Raw genomic sequence first — 1,820 nt, 5'->3', positions numbered from 1 at the left:
CTGATTCCCTATCGGCGTTGCCTTGTCAATGGCTCACGTCTTGCGTGGTGGTCGTCGGCCGCGTGAGGATGCCTGGTGGGGAAGGTCGCCTCGTTTGTCGACGCCTTCGGGTGTCTGACCTGCTGGTGTCCTGTGTGGACTCGCTGAGGGGCCTTCCCCGCCCAGCGTGCCTGGCTGTCGGTGGTGTTCTTTCGGCTGCGGCGTCGGGCGCGGACCTCGGGTGGGACGGTCCACCGCTCGGTGATGATCCTCCTCGCCTCGGCGGGGTCGACGGGTGTGTTGTCGGTGTCGCAGACGATGTAGGGCATCCCACGGCGCAGCACGGTCCAGGCGCGTTCGGCCAGGGCGGCGGCGACGACGCAGAGGGCCTTGGTGTGGTTCGCGCCGCGTTCGACGATCTGGGTGTAGTAGAGGCGGGCCAGTTGGGGGTCCTGGCGGCGGGCGTGGTCGGCGGCGCGGACCAGGGTGGTGCGCAGCAAAGCGGGGCCGGCCTTGCTCATCGGCTGGCCCTTGCGGTCGGTGTCACCGGTCTCCGAGGCCCGTGGGGCGAGTCCGGTGAACGATTTTCAATGGCGGGCGGTGGGGAACCGGGACACCTCGCCGATCACCGCGACCAGTGCCGGAGCGCCGATCGCGGCGAGGCCGGGCAGGCTGCGGGCCAGCTCGCCGGGATCGGCCCACCGGTAGGCGTCCTCGCGATGCGCGGCGTGGGCGTCGAGCTCGGCCTGGGTCGCGCGCAACAGCCGGACCTCGCTGGCGACCTCGGCGGCCAGATCGGTGAACGGCATCGCCGGATAGGCGGCGTAGAGCTCGACCGCCGCGGCCGCCGCTTCTCGCCAGGCAGCGGCCCGCTCGCGGCCTTGGTGCCCGGTCGAGGCTTTGGTGATCACGGTGGTGAGTCGGGCCGGGCCGGCGGCGAGCAGTGCGCGGGGATCGGCCCACCGCTCCAATACGGCCAGATCGGCCTGCCCGAGGTCCCCGGTCAGCGGGGTGGCCGGCATCAGCTGCCGGACCAGGTCCTTGATCCGCACCTTGTGTTCGGAGGCGGCTCGGGTGAGCCGGTCGGTGGCCCGCACCCGGCGGTCCAACGCGGCGGTCTGGGTGCTCGGCAGGTCCAGCGGGCGCAGCCCGCCCGGGTCGATCAGCGGCAGGCGGGCCAGGGTGTCGGCGTCGATCCCGTTGCTCTTGGCGTGTCCGGACAGGAACCGGCGCAGGTCAGCGGCTTTCGCACTGGGCACCCGGAACACCGTGTGTCCGCGGCCGAGGAAGAACACCACGACCGGCAGCCACGCCGGCCCGGTCGGCTCGAGCACCACCTCCAGCCGGGTCCCGGCCTCGGCGCCGGCGAGCGCGGCCTGTTCGACCCGGGACAGGTCCGCGACCGTGGGCCCGCACCGGCGCCGGCACACCTGCCCGCCGGCCTCGTCGAGCACCCGCACGGTATGGGCACTGGCGATCCCGAGATCGATTCCCACCAGCCGTCGCTGCAACGCCGTCTCCTCGCCCCGTCGAAACCACCCGTGCCCCGGGCTGTTCCGCGCAGGCGGCGCCTCGCGATCGGCCACGGTCCCCACGGGCGGCAAGCGATCCTGACGACGGCTCCCACTCATGTGCTGCAACCGGACCCGACCTCGAAGGGCCGGTCCACTTCCCTCATCCGGGGCACCCGTGGCCAGGCCAGCAGTGGCAATCAGCGGAGCAAGGCATGAACAGCACGTCCACCCTCAGAGCCGAACTCGACGCCACCCACCGGACCAGCCGGGATGCGCATGCAACCCGAGAACCCCGAGCCGATCAAGTCCCGGAGCTACTTACATGAG

Annotated in this window: 1 protein-coding gene and 1 pseudogene; both read right to left on the bottom strand. The window is 71.9% G+C overall.

The window, feature by feature from the left end; translation table 11 throughout:
• Window positions 1-8 precede the first annotated feature (8 nt).
• Window positions 9-551: pseudogene (locus tag ABD990_RS34050) on the bottom strand (transposase); the annotation flags it as partial.
• Between the two features lie 15 nt (window positions 552-566).
• Entirely contained in the window at window positions 567-1,490 is a 924-nt protein-coding gene (locus ABD990_RS34045) for an IS110 family transposase (RefSeq protein WP_345384929.1), read from the bottom strand.
• Window positions 1,491-1,820: the final 330 nt, after the last annotated feature.

The organism is Pseudonocardia yuanmonensis (assembly GCF_039542425.1).
Classification (GTDB): Bacteria; Actinomycetota; Actinomycetes; order Mycobacteriales; family Pseudonocardiaceae; genus Pseudonocardia; species Pseudonocardia yuanmonensis.
Note: the sequence above shows the minus strand (reverse complement) of the source record. Positions and strands in the feature narration are given on the sequence as shown.